Source organism: Leifsonia araucanica, from assembly GCF_051161895.1.
In the GTDB taxonomy this organism is placed as follows: Bacteria; Actinomycetota; Actinomycetes; order Actinomycetales; family Microbacteriaceae; genus Leifsonia.
Genome location: NZ_JBMBTW010000002.1, coordinates 3,226,890 through 3,248,202 on the forward strand (window position 1 = coordinate 3,226,890; position 21,313 = coordinate 3,248,202).

The 21,313-nt window shown below is 71.0% G+C and carries 19 protein-coding genes; 13 read left to right on the plus strand and 6 right to left on the minus strand.

The window, feature by feature from the left end; all coding sequences use genetic code 11:
* Positions 1-5: 5 nt before the first annotated feature.
* Positions 6-1,433, minus strand: a complete 1,428-nt coding sequence (locus tag ACN6M5_RS15630) for an MFS transporter (RefSeq protein WP_434951208.1) — start codon at positions 1,431-1,433, stop codon at positions 6-8.
* A gap of 177 nt (positions 1,434-1,610) precedes the next feature.
* Between ACN6M5_RS15630 and ACN6M5_RS15635 the strand changes: the two genes are divergently transcribed.
* From ACN6M5_RS15635 to ACN6M5_RS15645, 3 genes are read left to right on the plus strand one after another with little or no spacing between them, the layout of a single operon-like run.
* Positions 1,611-2,498 carry an RNA polymerase sigma-70 factor gene (locus ACN6M5_RS15635; RefSeq protein WP_434951210.1) on the plus strand — a complete coding sequence of 296 codons (888 nt, stop codon included), beginning with the start codon at positions 1,611-1,613 and terminating at the stop codon, positions 2,496-2,498.
* Positions 2,495-2,911 (plus strand): sigma-70 family RNA polymerase sigma factor family protein, encoded by a 417-nt coding sequence (locus ACN6M5_RS15640; RefSeq protein ID WP_434951212.1) that lies wholly within the window; start codon positions 2,495-2,497, stop codon positions 2,909-2,911. Before ACN6M5_RS15635 ends, ACN6M5_RS15640 begins: the two co-directional genes overlap by 4 nt.
* Before the next feature lie 48 nt (positions 2,912-2,959).
* The gene (locus ACN6M5_RS15645) at positions 2,960-4,873 is read left to right on the plus strand and encodes a potassium transporter Kup (RefSeq protein WP_434951214.1); all 1,914 of its coding nucleotides are present in this window, start codon (positions 2,960-2,962) and stop codon (positions 4,871-4,873) included.
* A 30-nt stretch (positions 4,874-4,903) separates the two neighbouring features.
* On the opposite strand, the gene ACN6M5_RS15650 is transcribed toward ACN6M5_RS15645, so the two are convergent.
* Together ACN6M5_RS15650 and ACN6M5_RS15655 are read right to left on the minus strand one after the other, a co-directional pair.
* The gene (locus ACN6M5_RS15650) at positions 4,904-5,731 is read right to left on the minus strand and encodes a PfkB family carbohydrate kinase (protein ID WP_434951216.1); all 828 of its coding nucleotides are present in this window, start codon (positions 5,729-5,731) and stop codon (positions 4,904-4,906) included.
* Positions 5,732-5,801: 70 nt separating this feature from the next.
* On the minus strand, positions 5,802-6,590 hold the full coding sequence (locus ACN6M5_RS15655) for a GntR family transcriptional regulator (protein ID WP_434951218.1): 789 nt from the start codon (positions 6,588-6,590) through the stop codon (positions 5,802-5,804).
* A gap of 141 nt (positions 6,591-6,731) precedes the next feature.
* On the opposite strand from ACN6M5_RS15655, the gene ACN6M5_RS15660 reads away from it, so the two are divergent.
* The 6 genes from ACN6M5_RS15660 (at position 6,732) to qcrB (ending at position 14,558) form a co-directional block, all read left to right on the plus strand.
* A complete protein-coding gene (locus ACN6M5_RS15660; RefSeq protein WP_434951220.1) occupies positions 6,732-8,153 on the plus strand; it encodes an MFS transporter in 1,422 nt (473 codons plus the stop codon).
* Between the two features lie 70 nt (positions 8,154-8,223).
* Complete coding sequence (locus ACN6M5_RS15665) at positions 8,224-9,249, plus strand: nucleoside hydrolase (RefSeq protein WP_434951222.1); 1,026 nt, start codon at positions 8,224-8,226, stop codon at positions 9,247-9,249.
* Between the two features lie 95 nt (positions 9,250-9,344).
* Positions 9,345-10,586 carry an AI-2E family transporter gene (locus ACN6M5_RS15670; protein ID WP_434951224.1) on the plus strand — a complete coding sequence of 414 codons (1,242 nt, stop codon included), beginning with the start codon at positions 9,345-9,347 and terminating at the stop codon, positions 10,584-10,586.
* Positions 10,587-10,684: 98 nt separating this feature from the next.
* Complete coding sequence (locus tag ACN6M5_RS15675) at positions 10,685-11,452, plus strand: SDR family oxidoreductase (RefSeq protein WP_434951226.1); 768 nt, start codon at positions 10,685-10,687, stop codon at positions 11,450-11,452.
* Between the two features lie 114 nt (positions 11,453-11,566).
* Positions 11,567-12,916 (plus strand): NAD(P)/FAD-dependent oxidoreductase, encoded by a 1,350-nt coding sequence (locus ACN6M5_RS15680; RefSeq protein WP_434951228.1) that lies wholly within the window; start codon positions 11,567-11,569, stop codon positions 12,914-12,916.
* Entirely contained in the window at positions 12,906-14,558 is a 1,653-nt protein-coding gene (gene qcrB / locus ACN6M5_RS15685) for a cytochrome bc1 complex cytochrome b subunit (protein WP_434951230.1), read from the plus strand. The genes ACN6M5_RS15680 and qcrB overlap by 11 nt, the downstream gene beginning before the upstream one ends.
* Here the strand turns inward: qcrB and ACN6M5_RS15690 are convergent.
* Positions 14,500-14,886: a sigma-70 family RNA polymerase sigma factor family protein gene (locus tag ACN6M5_RS15690; RefSeq protein WP_434951232.1), complete on the minus strand. Its 387-nt coding sequence runs from the start codon at positions 14,884-14,886 to the stop codon at positions 14,500-14,502. The two genes, qcrB and ACN6M5_RS15690, sit on opposite strands and share 59 nt — an antisense overlap.
* Positions 14,887-15,007: 121 nt before the next feature.
* Here ACN6M5_RS15690 and alr point away from each other — a divergent pair, with 121 nt between their 5' ends.
* From alr to ACN6M5_RS15710, 4 genes are read left to right on the plus strand one after another with little or no spacing between them, the layout of a single operon-like run.
* Positions 15,008-16,183 (plus strand): alanine racemase, encoded by a 1,176-nt coding sequence (gene alr, locus ACN6M5_RS15695; protein ID WP_434951234.1) that lies wholly within the window; start codon positions 15,008-15,010, stop codon positions 16,181-16,183.
* Positions 16,176-17,183, plus strand: coding sequence for a D-alanine--D-alanine ligase family protein (locus tag ACN6M5_RS15700; RefSeq protein ID WP_434951236.1), 1,008 nt, complete (start codon positions 16,176-16,178; stop codon positions 17,181-17,183). Before alr ends, ACN6M5_RS15700 begins: the two co-directional genes overlap by 8 nt.
* A 39-nt stretch (positions 17,184-17,222) precedes the next feature.
* On the plus strand, positions 17,223-18,260 hold the full coding sequence (locus tag ACN6M5_RS15705) for an alpha/beta fold hydrolase (RefSeq protein WP_434951238.1): 1,038 nt from the start codon (positions 17,223-17,225) through the stop codon (positions 18,258-18,260).
* 43 nt (positions 18,261-18,303) lie between these two features.
* Positions 18,304-18,993 carry a class I SAM-dependent methyltransferase gene (locus ACN6M5_RS15710; protein ID WP_434951240.1) on the plus strand — a complete coding sequence of 230 codons (690 nt, stop codon included), beginning with the start codon at positions 18,304-18,306 and terminating at the stop codon, positions 18,991-18,993.
* Positions 18,994-19,001: 8 nt separating this feature from the next.
* Here ACN6M5_RS15710 and ACN6M5_RS15715 read toward each other — a convergent pair whose 3' ends face one another.
* Positions 19,002-20,624, minus strand: a complete 1,623-nt coding sequence (locus ACN6M5_RS15715) for a SulP family inorganic anion transporter (RefSeq protein WP_434951242.1) — start codon at positions 20,622-20,624, stop codon at positions 19,002-19,004.
* A 9-nt stretch (positions 20,625-20,633) separates the two neighbouring features.
* A complete protein-coding gene (locus tag ACN6M5_RS15720) occupies positions 20,634-21,305 on the minus strand; it encodes a GAP family protein (protein ID WP_434951244.1) in 672 nt (223 codons plus the stop codon).
* Positions 21,306-21,313 lie beyond the last annotated feature (8 nt).

Consider the following 21,313-nt stretch of genomic DNA (forward strand, 5'->3'; position numbering starts at 1 on the left):
CACCGTCACGACCCCGCGCGAGACCACCCCGGGCCCGTCCGCTCGCCGACCGAAGCGCCGTCGCCCTGCGCCACCGCGCCCGGGTTCCGGATGCCGACCGCCGATGCCACCGCACCGGCGCCCATCGCCACCGCCGCCGCGATGACCAGCTGGTGGAAGCTGTCGACGTCGATCACGGCGGAGCCGGTGAGGGAGCCTGCGAGGGCGACGGCGACGAGGCCGGCCACGCGGGAGACCGCGTTGTTGATCGCGGAGGCGATGCCGGAGCGGGAGGCGTCGACCGCGCCGAGGATGGTCGCCGTGAGGGGTGCGACGGTCACCGCCATGCCGAGGCCGAAGACCGCGACGGCGGGGAGCACCTCGGTGAGGTAGTCGGCGTGCTCTCCGATCCGCGTCATCAGGGCGAACCCGAGGCCGGCGGTCAGCGGTCCGGCCGTCATCATCAGGCGCGGCCCCACCCGTGAGCTGAGCCTTCCGAAGTATGCCGACAGCGCGATCAGCACGACGCTCGACGGGATGATCGCGAAGCCGGCCATCGTGGCCGAGTATCCGGCACCCTGCTGCAGGAAGACGGCCAGCGCGAAGGTTCCGACCGCCAGGCCGCCGTAGACGAACAGCGTGGAGATGTTGCCCACCGTGAAGTTGCGGGCGCGGAAGATGCTCAGCGGGAGCATCGGGTGAGGGGTCCTGCGCTCCCACAGGATGAACGCGGCGACGCACACCAGCCCGACGACCAGCGGGACCGCGATGATCGGCGAACCCCAGCCGTAACGGGACTGCTCGATCAGCGCGAACACCGGCAGGCCCAGGCCGGCGATTCCGAGGCCGGCCCCGACCAGGTCGACATGCGTGTCGGCCGGGGCGGGCGCATCCCGGTGCAGCGAGCGGGTGCCGAACAGCGCGAACACGATGGGAAGCACATTGATGGCGAAGACCCAGCGCCACGACAGCGCGTCGACCAGCACGCCTCCGAGCACAGGACCCGCGACGCTGGCGACGCTCGTGAATGCGGTCCACGTACCGATCGCCCTGGCCTGGCCACCCCCGGAGAAGGCGTCCAGGATGAGGGCGAGGGAACTCGGCACGAGGAGCGCGCCCGCGACCCCCTGCACGCCGCGCGCCACGATCAGCAGTTCGATCGTGGGAGCGAGCGCGCAGGCGACCGACGCGATGCCGAAACCGAACAGTCCCCAGACCAGCACGCGCCTGCGGCCGAAGGCGTCGGACAGCGACCCGGCGAGGAGGATCACCGACCCCAGGGTGAGCAGGTACGCATCCACCACCCACTGCTGCGAGGCGAGGCCGCCGCCGAGTTCGCGGCTGATGGCGGGCAGTGCCACGTTCACCACGCTGCCGTCGAGGAACGCGATGAAGCTCGCGAGCACCGCGACAGTGAGCACGGCGCGTTGGTGGGCGGTGGTCCATCTGGTCATGCGGTTGGTCATGTGAACTATGACCGAGCACCCCCGTCCGCTGTGACCGGACCTGGTCGGCAGAGCCGATTGTCACAAACCCGCACCCCGCCCGGTCTCCCTGGTGAAGGAGTTCTGTGCCCGGCGTTCCCGCCGAGCGCTCGACGGGCCAGAATCGGAAGACGGGACGGGGAACGGATGAACGGCAGAACACACGCAGCCGACGAGTCGCTGGAGATCTTCAGCCGCGAACGGCGGCGGGTCTTCGGCACCGCATACCGGATGCTCGGGTCGGTCTCCGACGCCGAGGACATCGTCCAGGACACCTGGCTGCGCTGGCAGGCCGTCGACCCCGCCGAGGTCGACCAGCCCGGGGCGTTCCTGACCACCATCGCCACCCGGCTGTCGATCAACGTGCTGCAGTCCGCCCGCTCGCGGCGGGAGACGTACATCGGGCCGTGGCTGCCGGAGCCGGTGAACACCGAGGCCGACCCGTCGCTCGGGGCGGAGAACGCGGAAGCGCTCGAGTTCGCCTGCCTGCTGCTCCTGGAGGCGCTGTCGCCGACCGAGCGGGCGGCATACGTGCTGCGGGAGGCGCTCGACTACCCGTACGAGCGCATCGCCGAGGTCATCGACTCGTCTCCTGCGAACGCCAGGCAGCTGGTGAGCCGCGCCCGCAAGCATTTGGCGTCCGGTCGCGGCGAGACGGTTCCCGCCAGCGAGTCGCGGCGACTGCTGGAGGCGTTCCTCAGTGCCGCGCGCACCGGGGACGTCGAGCAGCTCGAGCAACTGTTCGCCTCCGACATCGTCAGCTACACCGACGGCAACGGCGTGAAGCAGGCCGCCCGCATCCCGGTGGTGGGGCGCTCACGCGTGGCGAAGTTCGTCTCCGCGTTCTCCAGCCACTTCTGGACGGGCAAGCGCATCGGCTGGACCACGCTCAACGGCCAGCCGGCGGTGACCGTCTCCGAGGACGGCGCGATCACCACCGTGCTCACCCTGACCGCGTCGCGCGAGGGCATCCTGCAGTTGCTCTGGGTGATGAGCCCGGACAAGCTGCGCCACGTCGCTCCGGTGGGGGCATGACGGGCGGCCCGTCCGGATCCTGGCAGCACGTCCCCACCCGGTCGGCGGCGCGAGTGTACGCCCGGTCGATCGGCGCGATACTGGCGATCCAGGATGCGTGCACGTCCGGTGAGATCGCCGGGCTGGCCCCGCTGCTGCACGAGGACGCCCACCTGATCGTCGACACGGGCGGCAGGGTCGCCGCGCCGGAGTCAGCCTGCGGGCGCACCCACGCTCTGCACGCCCTTGCCCTGATCCTGGATGCGCGGGGGGTGGCGACCACGACCGTCCACTCCATCAACGGCTCGGCCGGGCTCGCCCTGCGCGACGCAGGCGATCGGGTGATCGGGATCGTCAGTGTCGCCGTCCACCGGCGCATCGTGCACCGGATCTGGGTCGTGCTCAACCCGGACAAGCTGCGGCACTGGAACTGAGCATGGCGATTCGTCCGCATGAGCCTGCGGAGGGGTAACGTGGCGACAATGCAGCCTCACCGTCATCCTGGTGGCCGCCGCGGGTCGCTGATGGTCGTCGCGGTGGCAGCGCTGGGGGTCGTGTTCGGCGATATCGGGACGAGCCCGCTCTACGCCCTGAAGACGGTCTTCCTGCTCGACGGCGGGGCCGTGCGCGCCAACGAGGGCGACGTGTTCGGCGTCATCTCGCTGATGTTCTGGAGCATCACCATCATCGTGTCGATCAAGTATCTCGGCATCCTGATGCGCGCAGACAACGACGGCGAGGGCGGGGTGATGGCCCTGGCCGCGCTGGCGCAGCGACTGTATGCGAAGCGTGCGGGCAAGGCGGGCATCCTGCTCGTGATCGGCATCGTCGGGGTCTCGCTGTTCTACGGAGACTCGATCATCACCCCCGCGATCAGCGTCCTCTCCGCCGTCGAAGGTCTGCACGTCACGGTGCCGGCGATCTCGCACCTGGTCATCCCGATCGCCGCGGTGATCCTGGTCGGCCTGTTCCTCGTGCAGCGCTACGGTACCGGAAGGGTCGGCGTGCTGTTCGGCCCGATCATGGTGCTGTGGTTCGTGGTGCTCGCCGCGGCGGGTCTCGGTATGGTGATTCAGTTCCCGTCGGTGCTGCTCGGCCTGTCGCCCAGCTACGCGGTGGTCTTCATCTTCTCCCACCCTGCAATCTCGTTCATCGCGCTCGGTGCCGTGGTCCTCGTGATCACCGGCGCCGAGGCGCTCTACGCCGACATGGGCCACTTCGGGCGCTCGCCGATCCGGAGGGCCTGGTTCTTCCTGGTCTTCCCCGCTCTCACCATCAACTACCTCGGGCAGGCCGCGCTGGTGCTGCACGATCCGGCGGCGAAGGCCAACCCGTTCTTCCTGCTGATCCCGGATTGGGGGAGGCTGCCGGTGGTCATCCTCGCGACCGCCGCGACCGTGATCGCCAGCCAGGCCGTCATCTCCGGGGCGTTCTCGCTGTCCCGGCAGGCCGTGCAGCTCGGGCTGCTTCCGCCGCTCACCGTGCGGCAGACCTCCCGCCGCGAGGGCGGCCAGGTCTACCTGCCCGCCATCAACGCCCTGCTGCTGATCGGGGTGCTGGCGGTGATGCTCGCGTTCGGGTCGTCCGACCGGCTGTCCACCGCATACGGGATCTCCGTCACCGGCGCCCTCGTGGTCGACACGCTGCTGCTCGTGCTGGTCGCCCGGCCGCTGTGGGGCTGGGGGCCGTGGAAGATGGCGGCGGCAGCCATCGTGTTCGGCGGGCTCGAGCTGGCGTTCCTCGCCGGCAACCTCTCGAAGATCGTCAACGGCGGCTGGGTGCCGCTCCTCATCGCCGGCGCGGTCATCCTGGTGATGACGACCTGGCGCCGCGGCAGGCTGCTTGTGCAGGAGGACCGGAAGAAGAAGGAGGGTTCGCTCCAGCAGTTCATCGAGGACATCCGCGCGAAGAACCTTCCGCGCGTCCCCGGCATCGCGGTGTTCCCGCACCCGAACAAGGACAGTACGCCGCTCGCCCTCCGCGCGAACGTCGAACACAACCACGTGCTGCACGAGTCCGTCATCATCGTCTCGATGAGCACGGCGTCCGTGCCGCACGTGCCGCCGCTGGAGGCGTTCACCTACGACGAGCTCGGATACACCGACGACGGCATCGAGCACCTGACGATCCGGTTCGGCTTCTCGGACAAGCCGGACATCCCGCGCGCGCTCCGCGCCGCCTGCTACGCGGGCGTGCTCCCGCTCGACGCCAGAGACTTCAAGGAAGCCTCGTACTTCATCTCCCGCGGGGCGATCCGCACCACCAAGAAGACCGGGATGGTGCGCTGGCGCCGGTCGCTGTTCGTCGCGCTCGCGCACAACGCCGCCGACCCCGCCGCGCGGTTCGGGCTGCCTGCATTGCGCACGGTGACGATGGGCAGTGACGTCGAGATCTGACGCCGACCACTCCGGACGCGGGACCGAGCGTCAGGGGACGTACGTCGCCAGCGGCTGCAGGGCGGGCTGCGACGCGGGATCCGCGACCGCGGCCGCTCCCACCGCACACGCCGTGCTGAGGGCGTCGGCGGGGCTGAAGCCCTCGCGCAGGGCGATGGTCAGTGCCGCGCAGAACGCATCGCCAGCTCCGACCGTGTTCACCGGCGTCGTCGCGACGGCGGGAACGGAGGCGACCGTCTCGCCGCGCTCCAGCAGGGCTGCGCCCTTCGCGCCGTACGTCACGGCGACGAGCGGGGCGTCGCGGAGCTCGGGCATCAGGGCGTACTCGGTCTCGTTGACGATGAACAGGTCGACGCGGTCGAGCACGGTGCGGGGGAGCGGCCGCGCCGGCGCGGCGTTGAGAGCCAGGTAGCCGGGGGCCGTCTCGGCCAGGCGCGTCACCAGTTCCATCGAGATCTCCAGCTGGGCGAGCACCGTCTCGTCCGCCCCGAATTCGACGCCGTCGATGTCGACGAGCGCGTTGGCGCCCTCGCACACCGCGATCTGGTTCTCGCCGTCGGCGTCCACCACGATCAGCGCCGTGCCCGTCGCCTCGCTCACGGCGGCGACGTGCGCGGTGTCGACGCCCGCGTCGGTGAGCGCTGAGCGCATCCACTGGCCGTCGGCGTCGTCGCCCACCGCACCGACCATGCGCACCTGGGCGCCGAGGCGTGCGGCCGCTGCCGCCTGGTTGGCGCCCTTGCCTCCGGCGTCGCGGCGCAGGCGGCCGCCCCCGATGGTCTCGCCCGGCTCGGGAAGGCGGTCGACGATGGCCGTGAGGTCGACGTTGACGCTGCCGACGACGGTGAGTTTCTGCACGCTGAAGGTTCTCTCTGCTACGAGGACGGGCGGGGGAGGAAACGACGGAGCCGGTGGGCGGATGCGCCGGTCAGGACTGGGACGCCTGCACGATGGAGAGGTGGCCGACGCGCGTCGACACGATGCACTTGGCGAGGTAGATCGGCGTTCCGTCGAGCTCGGCGGTCTGCGTGAGGATGAGCACGGGATCGTTGGCTCCCAGGTCGAGGAGCTTCGCACGGGATGCGCCGGCCACGTTGACCGCGATCTGGCAGACGCCGGAGCCGAACACCGGCCCGACGCGCTCGATCATCCCGGCGAGGAGGGTCGCCTTCGCCTCGGCCGCGGCTTCCAGGTGCTCGGCGATGGCCGGGCTGACATCGCTCAGATACCGGCCGGCGGGGAAATGCTCCTGCACGATGGCGACCGGCTCGCCGTCCTGCTCGATCACGCTCTCGCGGAACCAGGTGTTCGCCGCGAGGTCGAGTGCCAGCTTGTTGGAGATGAAGTCGGTGGTGGGCTGCATGGTGAACTCCACCGGCCGCACCGTGAGGGCGCGGTCGCCGTCGGAGAGCGCCTGCTCGAACGGCCGCAGCTCCTCCAGGCCGACCCTCGGGATGCTCGTGGCGACGAAGCGGCCGACGCCGCGCTTCGTGACGATCAGCCCGTCCTCTTCCAGCAGCATCAGCGCCTCGCGCACGACGGTGCGACTGACGCCGAGGGATGCGCCGAGCTCGGTCTCGCGGGGGAGGGCGGACCCGAGCGGGAAGACGTGACCGCGGATGCCCTCCGCGATGCGCGAGTACACGGCGACGCGCAGCGGCTGACCGACCGTGGCGGTGAGATCGCGTTCCAGGAACTGGTCAACGGTCATGGTCATCGCGTGCGCTCCTTCGCTCGGGGTGCCCCAATTCAACCACGAAAAAGAATTGTGTGCACATGTCGTACCAGAGAGGTATAACATCGTACCCACCGCATCCCGTGCGGTCGTAAACCCCGAACCCAGACAAAGGAGTCGCCCGTGAGTTCCCCCACGCTCGACAGCGCCGCCACGGCCGCTGCCCACCCCTCCTCGCCGCCGTTGCGCGGCGGCAAGGCGGTCGCGCTCGTCGCCACCCTGATCCTCGGCGTGCTGTCGTTCCAGCTCAACGCCAGCATGATCACCCCGGCGCTGCCCGACATCGCCCGCGACCTGCACGAGGACGTCGGCGCCGTTTCCCAGGTGTCTTCGCTGTTCTTCCTCGCCGGTGCGATCGGGGGCGTCGTGCTGTCGCGGTGGAGCGACTTCATCGGCCGCAAGCAGGCCCTGCTGCTCGTGCTCGTGGTGCTGGCGGCCGGGACGCTGCTCTGCATGTTCGCGCCGAGCCTGCCCGTGCTGCTCATCGGGCGTGCTCTGCAGGGGGCGTCGAGCGCGGCGTTCCAGCTGTCGTACGTGATCCTGAGCGAACGGATGAGCGCGAAGGTGTTCGGCACGACGCTCGGGATCATCACGGCGGTCAACGGCGGCGTCGGCGGAGTGGACGGCTACTTCGGCGGTCTGCTGGCCGACACCTTCGGCTTCCGCTCGATCTTCGTGGTGATCTTCCTGGTCGGCCTCGTCGCCCTCGTCTGCGTGCTCATCGTCGTCCCGAAGACGTCCAAGCCGGTCTCCGCCGGCCGGATGGACTGGTGGGGCGCCGCCGTGCTCTCGATCGCACTGATCTGCGTCACGTTCTTCGTCTCGCAGGGGTCGTCCGCCGGCTGGACCGCACCGATCACCCTGGTCTACCTGGCCGGGACGATCGCGTCGCTTGTGGCCTTCTGGTTCGTCGAGAAGACCCGCAGCACCCCGCTGATCGCCGTCGAGCACCTGCGCTCGCGGCAGGTCTGGCCCGTGATCGCCACGACCATCCTGACCCTGTCCGGCGTGTTCGCGGTGATCAACTTCACGGTGGTGCTGCTCAGCCAGGACTCGAAGGTGGGCTTCGGGCTCGACGCGGCGACCTCCGCCCTGCTCTTCCTCGCGCCGCCGGCGCTGATCGGCGTGTTCGCTGCGCCGCTGTCCGGCTGGCTGGCCGGTCGGCAGGGCTGGATCCGCATCCTGCGGATCGGGATGGTGCTCTGCATCGCCGCGCTCGTCGTCATCAGTCTCCTTCCGCAGAACCAGGGCGTCGTCATCGCGATGATCGCGCTGCTCGGCCTCACGTACAACGGTCTCGTGCTCACCACGATGAACGGCCTGGGAGTGCTGCTCTCGCCGCCGGACGCGCCGGCGGCACTGCCCGGCCTGAACGGTGCAGGGTTCGGCATCGGCGCCAGCCTCGGCATCGGGATCGTCGCGCCGTTCGTCGCCCAGGGCACGCTCGCCGGCTACGGCATCGCGCTCTGGATCTCGGTCGGCATCACCGTCCTCGCCCTCATCGCTAGCCTGTTCATCGCGCCGCGAGCAGGCCAGCAGATCTGACGCACCACCCCGGCGGGGCATCCGGCCACCGGATGCCCCGCATCACGACCAGAAACACGGAGCACCACGCATGACATCCACCACCCCTTCCCCCTCCCCCTCCTCCGACGCCGGGCGCCGCCCCGTCTACTTCGACTGCGACACCGGCATCGACGACTCGCTCGCCCTCGCATACCTGCTCGCGTCGCCCGAAATCGACCTCGTCGGCATCGGCACGGTCAGCGGCAACGTGAGCGCAGCGCAGGCGGCGGAGAACACGCTGCGCATCCTGGCGCTCGCCGGCCGGCACGACATCCCGGTGGCCGTCGGAGCGCACGACGCCCTGAACAGGGCGTTCAACGGCGGCGCGCCGCACGTGCACGGCGCGAACGGCATCGGCGACGTCGAGCTGCCGGAGTCCGGCCTCACGGCGATCGACGAGGACGCCGCCCAGCTGCTCCTCCGTCTCTCGCACGAGTACGCCGGCGCCCTCGAGGTGATCACGGTCGGACCGACCACCAACATTGCGCTCGCCCTGCGCATCGACCCCAGCCTGCCGTCGCGGGTCGCCGTGGTGACGGCGATGGGAGGCGCAGCGTACGCATCCGGGAACGTCACCCCGGTGGCGGAGGCCAACATCTGGAACGACCCGGAGGCGGCGGCCGAACTGCTCGCCGCGCCGTGGCCGGTGGTGCTCGTGCCGCTCGACGTCACCGTCGAGAACACGCTGGAGGAGTCGCACCGCCAGCAGCTCCTCGCCTCCGACGTGCCGCTCGCCCGCGCGATCGGCGAGATGCTCGACTTCTACTTCGAGTTCTACGTCGAGCTCTACGGCCGCCGCAGCAGCGCCCTGCACGACCCGCTCGCCGCCGCCATCGCGGTCGGCGGCATCGTCGCCACCAACGCTCCTCTGGTGGACGTGGTGGTGGATGCGACCAGCGGTCCAGGCCGCGGCCAGACCATCTGCGACCTCCGCGGACAGCGCCTCGGCCCCGTCGACCAGCCGGGAGCGCACGTGCGCGTCGTACTCGGCACCGACCGGCAGCTGGACGCGCACCTGGTGGAGCGGCTCACCGCATCCCGGGTCGGCGTCGCGGACCCGACGCTCGCCGGGTAGCGGGGAGCAGAACTCCTGCTAGACGCCGGGCGGCGATCGCAATACCCTCGCAGCAAGCGCTGAATCAGCGCGAGCGGGCAGCAGGGAGGCGCCGCGTGACGGATCATTCCCAGCAGGCGGACGGCAAGCGGCGGCGGTGGTGGCCGTTCCACCGCCGCGCCGCGCGGCAGCAGACGCAGCCGCCCGCCGACGCAGACGCAGACGCCGGGGCAGGGGCGACCGGTCAGGGCGGCGGCCGCGGGGTGCGCATCCTGCTCGGTTTCGCCAGCGCCGTGGTCGCCGCCTTCGGGATGCACGCGATCGGCAGCATCCTCGCCCCCGCCCTGCTCGCGCTCGTGCTCACGATCTGCGCGCAACCGGTGCGGGTGTGGCTGACCAGGCACGGCACACCGGCCGGCATCGCGACGGGTGCGGTCGCGCTGACCACCTTCGCGCTGCTGGCCGCGTTCGCCGGGCTGCTGATCTTCGCGATGGCGGACTTCGTCGGGATGCTGCCCCAGTATCAGGCGGAACTGCAGGCGTTCGGCGCTCAGGTCGGGGCGTGGCTGAACAGCATCGGGATCGGGCCCGAGGACGTGAAGGCGGTCACCGGCGGCTTCGACCCGTCCAAGTTCCTCAACTTCTTCACCAGTCTGCTCGGCGGCGCGTTCGGCCTGCTGTCGTTCGGCGTGATCGTGCTGACCATGCTCATCCTGATGCCGGCGGACGCCGCGTACACGCCGACGCTGTTGCGGCAGCTGAAGCCGACCAAGCCGAACCTCGTCTACGCCATCTCGGCGTTCGCGACGAACGTGCGCAGGTACATGGTCGTCACCACGGGGCTCGGTATCGTGCAGGGCGTCATCAACGGTCTGGCGCTGTGGCTGCTCGGCGTGCCCGCCGCGCTGCTCTGGGCGATCCTCGCGTTCCTGTGCAGCTTCATCCCGAACGTCGGCTACTTCATCGCCATCGTGCCTCCTCTGGTGTTCGGCTACCTCACCGGCGGGTGGGAGACGGTGATCGCGATCATCGTGATCTACGGGCTCATCAACGCCGTCGTGCAGTCGGTCGTGCAGCCGAAGGTGGTCGGCAACGCCGTGGCGCTGAGCCAGACGCTCACCTTCTTCTCCGTGCTGTTCTGGGCACTCGTGCTCGGAGCGATCGGCGCCATCCTGGCCGTTCCGCTGACGCTGCTCGTCCGCGCCTTGCTGGTCGACGCCGACCCGCGCGCCCGCGTCTGGCGCGCGGCCATCGGCGACCTGAGCGAGACCCGCGCGATCATGCGCGCGGAGGCGAAAGACAGGAAGGACGCCAAGCGCGCAGGGGGCGTCCCGGATGCGGAGGAGCCGCCCGCCTGACGCGTTGCTCTTCGAGGTGCTCCCGATCGCGTGGAACTGTCACAACGGTTCCCGCTGCCCGGTCAGAGCTGGTGAAACCATCCAGCGAAAGGAATGCCATGAAGATCGTGGTCATCGGCGGTACAGGACTCATCGGAGGGCCGCTCGTCGACCTGCTGCGGCAGGCGGGGCACGAGGTGGTCGCCGCGTCGCCGTCGACGGGCGTGAACAGCGTCACCGGCGAGGGGCTCTCCGACGCGCTCTCCGGAGCGGACGTCGTCCTCGACATCCCCAACTCGCCGTCGTTCGCCGACGACGACGTGCTCGACTTCTTCCAGCGGTCCACCACCAACCTGGTCGAAGCGCAGAAGGCAGCGGGGGTCGGGCACCACGTCGTGCTGTCCATCGTCGGCGCCGACCGGATGCACGACATCGGCTACATGCGAGCCAAGGTCGCGCAGGAGAACATCGTCACGGCCAGCGGTGTGCCGTACAGCTTCGTGCGCGCCACACAGTTCTTCGAGTTCATCCCGCGGCTCGCGGAAGGCGCGGCGGACGGGGACACCATCCGCCTCTCGCCCGTGATGATGCAGCCCATCGCCGCCGCCGACGTGTCCGCGGCGCTCGCCGACATCGCCACCCAGCCGCCGACCAACGGCATCGCCGAACTCGCCGGACCGGAACAGCTCCGCCTCGCCGACCTCGGCCGCCGCGTGCTCGAAGCGCGCGGCGACACCCGCACCGTGGTGGCCGACCCGGATGCTGGGTATTACGGCGGGGTGGTCAGCGACACGTCCCTGGTGCCGGGGAACGACCCGGCCATCACAGCGCTGCGGATCGGGCCGACCCGCTTCGAGGAGTGGCTGGGCGCTGCCGGGGGGAACTGAGCGTCGCGCGCACGGAACCCTCGCCCATCCCGGTGGGCGGGGGTTCTTCGTGTGCCCCGACCTGTCACATTCGCGCCCTCCCGGCTGTCTTATCTAGTGAGACAGGAGAACATCGTGCGAAGGATTCTTGTGGTGGGTGGCGGCTATGCCGGGTTCTACACGGCCTGGAAGCTGGAGGGGATGCTGCGGAGGGACGAGGCGGAGATCACCATCGTCGACCCGCGGCCGTACATGACGTATCAGCCGTTCCTCCCGGAGGTGGCGGCCGGGTCGATCGAGGCGAGGCACGCGGCCGTCTCGTTGCGCGGGCACCTGCGGAGGACCAGCGTGATCCCCGCGACGGTGACCTCGATCGACCACTCGACGAAGACCGTCACCGTCGCTCCGGTCGACGGGCCCGAGTTCACGGTCGGCTACGACATCATCGTCGTGACCGCGGGTGCCGTGACCCGCACCTTCCCCATCCCCGGGCTCTCCGAGCACGCGATCGGCATGAAGCACGTGGAGGAGGCCGTCGCGATCCGCGACCGCCTGCTCACCGCGTTCGACCGCGCCTCGGTGCTGCCGGAGGGCGCTGAGCGCACGAAGCTGCTGACGGTGGCCGTCGTCGGCGGCGGGTTCTCCGGTGTCGAAGGGTTCGGCGAGCTGCTGTCCTTGGCGACCGCCCTGCTGAAGTCGTACCCAGAGCTGCGCTTCTCCGACCTCGCCTTCCATCTCGTGGAAGCGAGCGGGCGCATCCTGCCCGAAGTGACGGAGAAGCCGGGCAGGTGGGTGGTGCGTCACCTCGAAGAGCGCGGTGCGCTGGTGCACCTGGGCAGCCAGCTGCTGTCGGCGGAGGACGGACACGTCGTGCTGTCGACCGGTGAGGAGTTCGACGCGCACCTGATCGTCTGGACCGCCGGCAACGCCGCAAACCCCGTTGTCGCGAAGCACACCGACCTCCCGGTCAACGCCAGAGGCTCGGTGATCGTGCGAGCCGACCTGCGCGTCGGCACCGACGAGGAGCCTGTGCAGGATGCGTGGGCGGCTGGAGACGACGCAGCGGTCCCGGACCTCGCATCCACCGTCCCAGGCGCCACGACCGTCCCGAACGCCCAGCACGCCGTGCGGCAGGGCAAACGCCTGGCGAAGAACATCGCGGCGACCCTGCGCGGCGAGCAGCCGAAACCGTACCTGCACCGCAGCCTCGGGGTCGTGGCGACGCTCGGCCTGGGGCGCGGCATCTTCCAGTACCGCGGCATCGTCATCACCGGGCTGCTCGCCTGGGTGATGCACCGCGGGTACCACGTGCTGGCGATCCCGACGTGGGAGCGCAAGATCCGGGTGTTCCTGGTGTGGGTGACGGCGGTGCCGTTCGGGCGCGACATCGTCTCGCTGCTGTCCGTGCAGCACCCACGGGATGCGTTCCTCCACGGCGGTCAGCCGCTCGCGGCGGCCGCGTCAGGAGCCTCCGATGCCCGTTGACCGGCGCCCGCGCAGGCGCTCCATCACCGACAGGGCCGCGACCGGGATCGCCAAGCGGACGGCGCTCGGGCGACGGCTCACCGCGCTCGCCGCCGAGCTCCGGCAGCGGCACATCACGCTGCACTGGACGAACATGTTCGGCGTCGTCTCGCTGGCGTGCGTGGTGGTCGTGTTCGTCAGCGGCGTCTTCCTGATGTTCTTCTACGCGCCGTCCAGCACGCAGGTCGTCTACGGCGGTGCGTACGCCCCGCTCGGTGGGGCGACCATGTCGAAGGCGATGCGGTCGACACTCGCCATCTCGTTCGAGGTGCCGGGCGGCCTGCTGATGCGGCAGGTGCACCACTGGGCGGCGCTGCTGCTGCCCGCCGCGCTCATCCTGCAGCTGCTGACCACGTTCTTCACCGGAGCGTTCCGCCGGCCGCGCCGCCTCAGCTGGGTGCTGCTGTTCCTTCTCCTGATCGTGGCGCTGGCCGGAGGGTGGAGCGGGTACGCGCTGCCGGACGACATGCTCTCCGGCACCGGCCTGCGCATCGTCGAGGGCATCGTGCTCGGGATCCCGGTGGTCGGGACGTGGGCGTCCGCTCTGCTGTTCGGCGGCGAGTTCCCCGGGCAGATCATCGAGCATCTGTACCCCGTCCACGTGCTCATCGTCCCGGCGGCACTCGTCGGGCTGCTGGTCTGGCGCATCCGGATCGCGTACGTGGAGCGGCCGCCGCAGTTCGCCAGGGAGGGTGCGACGGAACGCGCCGTCGTCGGCGTCCCCGTGCTGCCGAACGCGGCCGTGCGCACCGGAGGGCTGTTCGCGATCGTGACCGGGCTCCTGTTCCTGGTCGCTGCGACGGTGACCGTCAGCCCGATCTGGCTGTACGGCCCGTCGTCGGGCGGCGACGCATCGGCGGGCAGCCAGCCCGACTGGTACACCGGGTTCCTCGACGGGGCGCTGCGGCTCGTGCCTCCCGGCTGGGAGTTCGTCTGGCTCGGCCGCACCTGGACGCTCGCGATCCTCGTGCCGCTGGCCGTCGTCGGGGCGTACCTCGCCGCTGTGCTGCTCTACCCGTTCGTGGAGGAGTGGATCACCGGCGACGCCCGCGAGCATCACATCCTGGATCGTCCGCGCAACACCCCGGCACGCACCGGCATCGGGGTGGCGGGGATCGTCTTCTACGGCGCGCTGTGGGGTGCTGGCAGCGCCGACCTGGTCGCGACGCATTTCCAGCTCGGCATCGAGACGGTGGTGCACGTCTACCAGGCGGCGGTCGTCGTCGGCCCGCTCGTCGCGTTCGCCGTCACCCGCCGGGTCTGCCTCGCGCTGCGGACGAAGGACGGCGAACTGCTGCTGCAAGGCTTCGAGACCGGACGGATCGTGCGCCTTCCGGGCGGCGAGTACGTCGAGGTGCACCAGCAGCTCGACGAGCACGAACGCTGGAGGCTCACGAACACCAGCGACGGCGAACCGTATCAGGCACGGCCGGACGCGCGCGGGCATCTCGGGATGGTCAGCAGGGTGCGGGCGGGTGTCTCCCGGTTCTTCTTCGAAGACAGGGTCAGCCCGGTCGCTCGGAGCGTCGAGCCTCCGCAGCCGGTCACACGTGGTGACCGCGCCGCAGAGCCTGCGGGTGCAGGCGCACCCAGATCACGCTGATCAGCGCCCCGGCGAAGTCGACGGTCATGGCGGCCGTCGTCTCACCGCCGGCGCTGAGCAGCAGCCCGGCCTGACCGTTCACCGGCCGCTCCACCACCTCCAGCTCCGGCTTCCTCGCCATGCTGTGCAGCAGCAGCGAGACGGCGTCGAAGGTGCCGTTCACCATCCGCAGCGCTGGATGCTCGTCGTCGCCGGAATCGACCACGACGGCCACATCCGGGGCGAGCATCGACTCCAGCCGGTCGGCGTCGCCGGATACGGCCGCCAGCCGCAGCTCGCGAACGGCGCGGTGGTGCAGGGGGCGGGGGAGGAACGCGGAGATGTTCATACCCTTAAGACCGCCGGGGCGTGCGGAATGTGACCACCCGTCCTGCAATACATCGAGCGACGGATGCTGCGGCGACCACCGGATGACGCGGCGGCACACAGCGCATCCGTAGCGTCGGAGCATGCTCTCCGTCACGACAGCTTCACCGTCCGGCGCCGTCGCCGCGGCCGTCCCGTTCGCCACGCTCACCGTCGACCACGACGCCATCGCCCACAACGTCCGCGTGCTGCGCGCGGTCGCCGGGGTGCCCGTGCTCGCCGTCGTGAAGGCGGACGGCTTCGGGCTCGGGATGGCCACCGTCGCGCGTACAGCGTTACGTGCTGGAGCGTCCGCGCTCGGCGTCGCGACGGTCGACGAGGCGCTGCAGTTGCGCTCGGCCGGGATCTCCGCGCGCCTGCTCGCCTGGCTCGCCGACCCGCTCACCGACCTCGCTTCCGCGATCCGGCTGGGGGTCGAGCTGGGGGTGCCGAGCGAGCGGATGCTCGACGCCGTCGCCGCGCACGCGAGGGCCATCGGCGTCACGGCGCGCGTGCACCTCGAAGTCGACACCGGACTGTCGCGGGGCGGTGCGGAGCCGGCGGACTGGGCGCGCCTGTGCGGTGCGGCGGCCGAACTGGAACGGTTCGGCACGGTGCGGGTGGTGGGGGTGTGGTCGCACCTCGCCAGGGCGAACGAGCCGCATCCATCGGCCACGGCCGTCGCGGTCGACGCCTTCCGCGAGGCCGTGGAGGTGGCCGTCGTCGCCGGTCTCACCCCCGACGTGCTGCACCTGGCCAGTTCGGGGGCGGCGCTCGCGCATCCCGCGACCCGGTTCTCGCTGGTGCGCTGCGGACAGGCGCTGTTCGGCGTGCAGCCGGTGGACGGGCGCGTCTACGACCTGCGGCCGGTCGTCCGGCTGACCTCCCGCATCGTGCAGCTGCGGAGGGTGCCACCCGGCACGCCCGTCTCGTATGGCGGCGAATACCGCACGCCGGCGGAGACGGTGCTGGCGCTCGTGCCGCTCGGCTACGCCGACGGCATCCCGCGCGCGGCCGGCGACCGGGCGGAGGTGAGCATCCTGGGTCGCCGCTGCCGGGTGGTCGGCCGGGTCTCGATGGACCAGCTGATCGTGGATGCGTCCCCGGTGGGCGCCGAGGTGCGCGAGGGGGACGAGGTGGTCGTCCTCGGCGAGCCGGAGGCGGGGGAGCCCGGGCTGGCCGAGTGGGGGCAGTGGGCCGGCACCATCCCGCAAGAGGTGATGACCGGCTTCGGCGGGCGCATCCACCGGGTGCACCGTGGGGCGGCACGCGTTGCTTAGGGCGCACACGACGATCGCGGTGCTGTACGGCGGCGCCAACTCCGAGCACGAGGTGTCTGTGCGATCGGCTAGGGATGCGGTGGCCGCGTTGCGCGGGCTGGGGTTCGTGGTGCGGCCGGTCGGCATCGACCGCGCCGGGGTGTGGCACGCCGCGGAGGTGGATGCGCTGGGCGCGGTGGCCGCGCCGGGGCAGCCGCGCGGCGTCCGCCCCGAGCTGTGGCGCGGCGTCGACCTCGTCTTCCCGCTGCTGCACGGCCGCTACGGAGAGGACGGGACGGTGCAGGGCGCGATCGAGCTCGCGGGGCTGCCGTACGTCGGGTCCGGCGTGCTGGCCAGCGCGCTCGCGATGGACAAGGCCATGACCTGGCGGGTCGCGTCCGCCGCCGGGGTGCCGATGGTCGAGACGCGCGTGGTCGACGCGGTGCGGACGCTACCGGATGCGGTGCGCGGCCTGCCGTTGCCGCTGTTCGTGAAGCCGAACAGGGCAGGGTCGAGCGTCGGCGCATCCCTCGTCTCCGAGCTGGATGCTCTCGCCCCCGCCGTGCGGACTGCACTCGCCCACGACACGCTCGCGCTGGTGCAGCCCGCCGTGCGCGCGGACGAGGTGAGCATCGGCGTCTACCGGACGCCAGGCGGCGCGACCCGCACCACCGGTCCGTCGCGGGTGACGGTCGCCGGCGACGGGGCGTTCTTCGACTACGACAGCAAGTACAGCGGACGCGGCCCGGCCATCGAGGTTCCCGGCCGCGTCGATCCGGCGCTCATCCCGCGACTGCAGCAGCTCGCCGTGGAGGCGTTCCAGGCGATCGGCGCAGACGGCCTCGCCCGCGTCGACTTCTTCGTGCAGCAGGACGGCACGGTGCTGCTCAACGAGGTCAACACGATGCCGGGGCTCACCGCGCGCTCGCACTTCCCGCGGCTCTGTGCGGAGGCGGGTCTGAGCTACCCGGATCTGCTCGGCACGCTGGTGGAGCGGGCGGTCGAGCTCGGGCCCCGCTGACGGGCGCCGCTGACGGCCCGGCGGGACCACAATGGGGGCATGCAGCAACGCATCGGCTGGCTGACCACCGGCGACGGCGCCCGGATGGCGTTCGCCACGGTCGGCGACGGCCGCCCGCTGCTGTATGTCTCCGGCTGGCTCAGCCACCTCGAACGCGGCTGGGAGCTGCCGGAGGAGCGCGCCTTCTACGAAGGACTGGCCGATGGCTGCACGCTCGTCCGCTACGACCGGCCGGGCACCGGGCTGTCTGCGCCGTCCGGACGCCCGCCCTCGCTGCAGCAGGAGCTCGCCCAGCTGGATGCGCTCGCCGCCACCCTCGGACCGCAGCCGTTCGACCTGATGGGCGCGTCGATGGGCGCGCCCGTCGCCGCGGCGTGGGCGGCCGCGCATCCGGAGTCCGTGCGGCGGCTCGTGCTCTACGGCGGCTGGGTCTCCGGCGCCACCATCGCGACCCCGGAGGTGCGCGACAGCGTGCTCGCGCTGGTCGAGTCGCACTGGGGGCTCGGCTCCGACGTGCTCACCGACATCTTCGCTCCGGATGCGCCGGCCGGTTCCCGTGCGGCGTTCGCGCGCTACCAGCGGGCGGCGTCGACCGCATCCACGGCCCGGTCGTTGCTCGAACTGAGCTACGCGCTCGACATCGGCGACGTGGTCGGACGGGTGCAGGCGCCCACCCTGGTGGTGCACAGGGAGCACGACAGGGCCGCGCCCGTCGCGCAGGCGGTAGCGCTCGCCGACGGCATCCCTGGCGCGCAGCTCGTGGTGCTGCCCGGCCGGTCCCACCTGCCGTGGGCGGGGGACACGCACGCGCTCGTGGCGACGATCCGCCGATTCATCGGCCTGCGAGCATCCCGCACCGCGGCAGGACGGCTGACGCCCAGGCAGGACGAGGTGGCGGCGCTGGTCAGCGCCGGACGCACCAACCGCGAGATCGCCGCCAGCCTCGGCATCGACGAACGCTCGGCGGAAGGCCACGTCGAGCGCATCCGGGTGCGCCTCGGCTTCCGGTCGCGTGCCCAGATCGCCGCGTGGTACGCCGCCCGCCACGAGCAGGCAGGGCCGGGCGAACTGAGGTAGTTCCACGCCTGACCGCGGGGCGGCGGCGGCGCACGCTGGAGCCATGACAGACAGCGACACGACAGCCCCGGCACCGACCCCGGCCCCGACCCCTGCACCGGCCGACTTCGACCTGCACCCGGGACGCGGCCGGTTCAACGCCGCGTTCTTCCACGCGATGGGCCCGACCCTGGAACGCAGCCTCCGGCACCAGAAGCAGCGCGTCTTCGCCGACCTTCCTCCCGTGGTGGTCGAACTCGGCACCGGCGTCGGCGCCAACCTCGGCTACCTCCCGCCCGGCGCGACCCTCATCGCCATCGAACCCAACCGCTACATGCACCCGGCGCTGCGGGATGCGGCCGGTCGCTACGACGTGCGCCTCGACCTGCGCGAACGCACGGCGGAACAGACCGGCCTCCCCGACGACAGCGCGGACACCGTCATCTCCTCCCTCGTGCTCTGCACCGTGCACGACCCGGCGGCCGTGCTCGCGGAGGTCAGGCGCATCCTGCGACCGGGCGGCACCTTCCGTTTCGTGGAGCACGTGGCGGCGGACGACGGCACACCCACCCGAGCTGCCCAGCGGCTGTTCCGCCGGCCGTGGGCGTGGACGTTCGAAGGATGCTCGTGCGAGCGCGAACTCGAACACGCGGTGCGTGCGGCCGGCTTCGAAAGCGTGGAGGTGGAGCGGTATCGGGTGCACACGCCACTGCTGCCGTTCAACACGCAGATCGCGGGGGTGGCGGTGGCCTAGGCGGTGGCCTAACCCGCCCGCCCGGCCTCGCGTAGCATCCGGAACCAGTCTGTGCGCTCCAGCATCGCGAGCACCGCTGGCGCGAACCCGGTCAGGGCGAGGGTGATGCCGCGACCGGTGAGTTCGCGGTCGAGGTCGCGGAGGCCTTCGATCACCGTCACGGACACGTCTTGCATCACCGAGCAGTCGACGGTGACGCGGCGGGTGCCCGGGGTGGCGTCGACGGCCTCCAGCACCGCCTGCTCCGTCGCCAGCATGCTCGCCGTGTACAGCGGCGCGAGCAGGGTCACGACAAGCTCGCCGCCACCACCTTCACCACCGCCACCGTCACCACCCGCCACCCGGATGCGCGGCTTGTTCAGCGCGGACAGCAGCAGGATCAGGGTCAGCACCACTCCCACCAGCACCGCCTGCAGCAGCCCGGCGGTCAGGCCGACCGCCATCGTCACGATCGCGACGGCGAAGTCGCGGCGGCTGATCCGCCAGAGGCGGCGGAGGGAGGAGATGTCGATCAGCCCGAACACCGCGACGAAGACCAGGGCGGCGAGCGTGGCCTGGGGGAGGAGGCTCACCACCGGTCCGAGCCACAGCCCGACCAGCACGGCCAGGCCCGCCGTGACCAGGGCGCTCAGCTGGGAGCGGGCGCCCGCATCCCGGTTGACCGCGCTCTGCGAGAAGCCGCCCGCCGCCGGGAGGGTCTGGAAAATGCCGCCGACCAGGTTGGCCGCCGCGTCAGCGAGGAGTTCCTGGTTGTTGTCGATCGTCCGGTCGCCGGTGCCGCGGAGGCCGCGGGCGACCGCCGTCGTCTCGAGGAAGGCCATCACCGCGATGGCGAACGCGCCGGGCAGGAGGGCGACGATGTGCTCGAACGAGGGGAAGGCCGGCAGCGGGAAACCGCCGGGCACCGGGGCGATGCGGTCGACGCCGGCCTCCGGCAGACCCGCGAACGCGCTGAGCAGGATGCCCGCCGCCACCACGATCAGCGGGCCGGGCACGCGCGGGGCGAAGCGCTTGAGCAGGAACAGCACAGCGACGGAGCCGACGGACAGCAGCACCGTGGCGAGGTTGGCGTGCGGCACAGCCTCCACCACGGTGACGAACGAGCGGATGAAGCCGCTGCCCGTCGTCGTCTGGGAGACCCCGAGCAGCTTGGGCAGCTGGCCGAGCGCCACCGTCGCACCCACGCCCACCTGGATGCCGAGCAGCGTCGGCTTGTTGATGATCTCCACGAGCGATCCGAGCCGCAGCAGCCGGGCGACGGCGAGGATCGCGCCGACCAGCAGCGTCAGCGTGACCAGGTCGCGCGGGATGTCGTCCGAGCCGGAGACGACCCCGGCCGACACGAACGTGGTGGCGGTGAGCGTGGCGATCGTGGAGGTGGTCGACACGCTCATCGCACGGGAGCCGCCGAGCAGCGCGTAGACGATCATCGGCACGATGCAGGTGTACAGTCCGGCCTGCACGGGGAGGTTCGCGATGGTGGCGTACGCCATCGCCTGCGGCACGACCACCGCTCCCGCCGAGAGGCCGGCGAGCACGTCGCGGCCGATCCACGACCGGTGGTAGCCGGACAGGGTCGGCAGCAGCCAGGGATTCCGCGGAGGTCTCTGCGTGCCGTTCTGCGTCGTCATGGCGACCGGCTAGAAGCTTCCGATGCCTTTGCCGATCACCGAGACGCCGATGACGAGCAGCAGGACGGCCATCACGGTCGCGTTGTTGTGGACCAGCCAGCCGCGCAGTGCGTCGAGCGGGCCGCGCATCCGGTCGGCGGCGACGAGGTAGGCGATGACGGGAGCGGCGACCGAGATGACGGCGATCACCGTGAAGACCGCGATGGCGAGGATCTCCGAACCGACGGACAGACCGGCGGAACCGATGACGATGCCCGCGCTCGCCGCGAGCAGCAGGTTCTTGGGGTTGACGGCGGCGAGGACGAAGCCGAGCAGGAGACCGCGGCCGGTGGTCATCGAGTCGATGGCGCTCATCCACTTCGGCAGGGCAGGCTCCTCTCCGTGCTTCGGCCGCGACCGCCCCTGCCGCACCGCCAGCAGGAGCAGCAGGACACCCAGGATGAGCTGGATGGTCCCGGCGATCGGCTTCGACGCATCCGGGTCGTTCTCCGGCAGCACGGCGGCGAGCAGGGTGAAGACGGTCACGGCGACGATCACGCCGACGAGCCAGCCGAGGAGGAAGCCGACGCCCGTGCTCCTCGCCCGTGGCGACAGCAGCATGAGGATCGCCGCGATGATCGGGATGGGGCTGATGGCGACACCGATCGCCAGCGGGAGGATCGCTCCGATCACTTGAGGCATGGTGGTCT